Annotated in this window: 3 protein-coding genes and 1 pseudogene; 3 read left to right on the top strand and 1 reads right to left on the bottom strand. The window is 38.0% G+C overall.

Features of this window, described 5'->3' with window-relative positions; genetic code table 11:
• Positions 1-168: 168 nt before the first annotated feature.
• The 3 genes and pseudogenes from VB714_RS27555 to VB714_RS21240 form a co-directional block, all read left to right on the top strand.
• Positions 169-285, top strand: a pseudogene (locus VB714_RS27555) (hypothetical protein); the annotation flags it as partial.
• 48 nt (positions 286-333) lie between these two features.
• The gene (locus VB714_RS21245) at positions 334-816 is read left to right on the top strand and encodes a hypothetical protein (protein WP_323226688.1); all 483 of its coding nucleotides are present in this window, start codon (positions 334-336) and stop codon (positions 814-816) included.
• Between the two features lie 68 nt (positions 817-884).
• Positions 885-1,610 carry a hypothetical protein gene (locus VB714_RS21240; protein ID WP_323226687.1) on the top strand — a complete coding sequence of 242 codons (726 nt, stop codon included), beginning with the start codon at positions 885-887 and terminating at the stop codon, positions 1,608-1,610.
• A gap of 337 nt (positions 1,611-1,947) precedes the next feature.
• Here the strand turns inward: VB714_RS21240 and VB714_RS21235 are convergent.
• Positions 1,948-2,696, bottom strand: a 749-nt coding sequence (locus VB714_RS21235; RefSeq protein WP_323226686.1) for a Uma2 family endonuclease, incomplete at its 5' end; no start/stop codon positions are given.

Below are 2,696 nucleotides of genomic sequence, written 5' to 3'. Positions count from 1 at the left end.
TATGGCTTTCTTTGGGTTGAGTCCATGGAACTTTGGTCAGACCTTGCCACTCTTTTGATGAATCTTAAATCTCATAAGCGTCTCTATTTTCAGAAAGGACTGCACGCTCTAACCCTTATAAAATCGGGTTTATAGCTTGCTTGTCACCCCTCAAGGCGTGATCGATATTACGATCCCAGTGTAGGACGCTTTACTCGAAGAGATACTTATGAAGGGGATAATTTTAACCCAATTACTCTAAACAAATATATTTATGCTAATGGAAATCCAATAAATGGTATTGATCCGAGTGGTTTATTTACACAAACCTTATCAGATGCGGCTCTTGTTAGTTTGCTAACCGCAGCTATTGCAGTACAGTCATATCGCATTACCGTTTCTCAAAACCCACCAGAACGTCTAAAAGGATTTGGAGAAGGAGTACCTCCAATGACCTCCAAGGATTTATATCCTCATCCTCCCAATCCCAAAGATACTCTACTTGAAAAACTCTTGCGTCTCAGAGGTTTTGGAGAAGGACAACAACCCAATCTTCCTACTCATACTGGTCATCCACGGGATAACACATTAGACGATTTGATTCGTTATATTTTTCCTACAGAGGAATTTGTTCCAAACGGTAAACTTAGTCGAGTAACTGATAAATGGCTAAAATCTAACGGTATAGATGCTCATGATGTCAAAGAATATTTACCTGGGCCAGCAAAATATTTTGATATATATGTGGATCAGACTCAACAATTATTCGGTGTGAGGAAAGGCCAAAAACCTGAAGAAGGTGAATATTTAGGTGACTTGGAAGATTTCCAAGAGTAGCTACAGAAAGTTTATTTCGATCTTAATATGCAGTATGGTATAATATAATAAATTAAACTGAATTTATTGTGGTAATGAAAAAAAAAATAATTTGGGAGAAAGATTCCATAGGAAAATCTGCTATTTATAAGTGGAAGAATCGAAAGAAGATTATCCCCATACATTCAAAAACGATAGCAACTTCAAAAATGAAAGACGTAAAGTATCTCAGCGCTTCATTATCAAATTCACCAATCATGTTTTATGAGTGGATATGGTTTTTGTGGGACTACAAAAGTTATGTAGATTTTTTTGGTATATACAAAAATGAACCTTCTTCAGAATATAAGGAAAATAATGTTTCATACATTTGTTTAAGAAAATCAAGATGGGATAAAAAAACTGATACTCAATTGTTGAGCAGAGGTAATGATGGACTTGATTATATTTTAAGTGACTTACAGTTGCAATCAAAAAATATTTTTCTAGACAGCCGAGAAACTCCCAAGATAATTGAGTTAACACAAGATATTATAAATAGTGCAAAAAATGGCTTTGCCATGAAAAAAATTGAGAGAGAGGATATACCTTGTGAGTATTTGGAATTCCAAATACTTGACAATTATATGGATATTCATTTTGGATATATTACTTGTAAAAATGAGTGTAAAGAATTTGAGAGTATGAGTAATCTATGGTGCAAAGAGTTTGAGGCTTTAAGTTTAAAAACTGGATTAATTCCTGATAATAACTTCCAAGTCAGCTATAAACTTTCTCTGTGGGATCAGATCGGAAGAATTGGACAAGAAAGCTAGGAGGAGAAATCAAAACGCAATATTTCTACGATGAAGCAGATCTGGTAGGGTGCGTTGGCGAAAGCAAAACGCACCCCCAAACCTAACAAAAACCAAGTGATCGCGCTTAGGGAAGAGTGTTAGGATCGACACCGAATTTTAAGAGGCGTTCCCTTAATTGCTGGTTTTTCCGTTGTTTCTCTTCTGTGATCGCTTCGGCGTGATCGGCTCTTTCTAAAGCGTGATCGCATTTCTCAAGCCATGCGATCGCCGAACAAAATTAAGGGAGATTTTCAGGATCGATACCCAATTGTATCAGGCGATCGAGCAATTGTTGACTTTTCTGTCGTTCCTTTTCTCAAGCCGCTTGAGTTTGCTCTTTTTCTTGTCGTTCCCGTTCCTTTTCTAAGCATTCGCGATCGGCTCTTTGTTTTTCAAGTTCTTTTTCCAAGCGTTCGCGATCGCGTTCATTTTCAGCAAAAATAGCTCTCTGTGTTTGGCGATCGCGTTGCTCGATCGCCTCAACAAACTCAATAAAACGCTCCCCATCAGGATGAAACAAAACTAAATCTCCCTCATTTGTCGTAAATCTTATCCCCAAAAGCGGACTGATCCAATTTTCCATTTGAGAGATTTCTTCTAACTTCTTCCCTTTTCTCAACCATCCTTGTAAGCGATTCTTTTTGGGATTGTAAAGGTAATATTCCTCAATGCCATGCTCTTGATAAAACTTAAACTTAGTCTCCATATCCTTCTTCTTATTCCCCGGAGATAGGATTTCAAACGCCACTTGAGGAGCAACATTATCCTCTTCCCATTGCTTGTAAGAACCGCGATCGCCCTTGGGTCGTCCCAAAACCACCATCACATCAGGAGCTTGCCTTTTGGGTTCTTCTTGCTCGGTAATTTCTTGTTGAGTGAGCTTCACTGGATACCATAACAAATCCGCAGCGATAAAAACATCATCTCTATCTTTAAAAAGAGCATCGAGACCGCCTTTAATGGTAAAAATTAAACGTAATTGGGTAGTGTTATCAGCCAAGGGTTTACCGTCGCGATCGGGATAAAGAAGTTCGTCTTCAATGGTGAGGGGAGAAAGTTGTTGTA

It is taken from the genome of Spirulina sp. 06S082 (assembly GCF_034932145.1).
Classification (GTDB): Bacteria; Cyanobacteriota; Cyanobacteriia; order Cyanobacteriales; family Spirulinaceae; genus CCY15215.
Note: the sequence above shows the minus strand (reverse complement) of the source record. Positions and strands in the feature narration are given on the sequence as shown.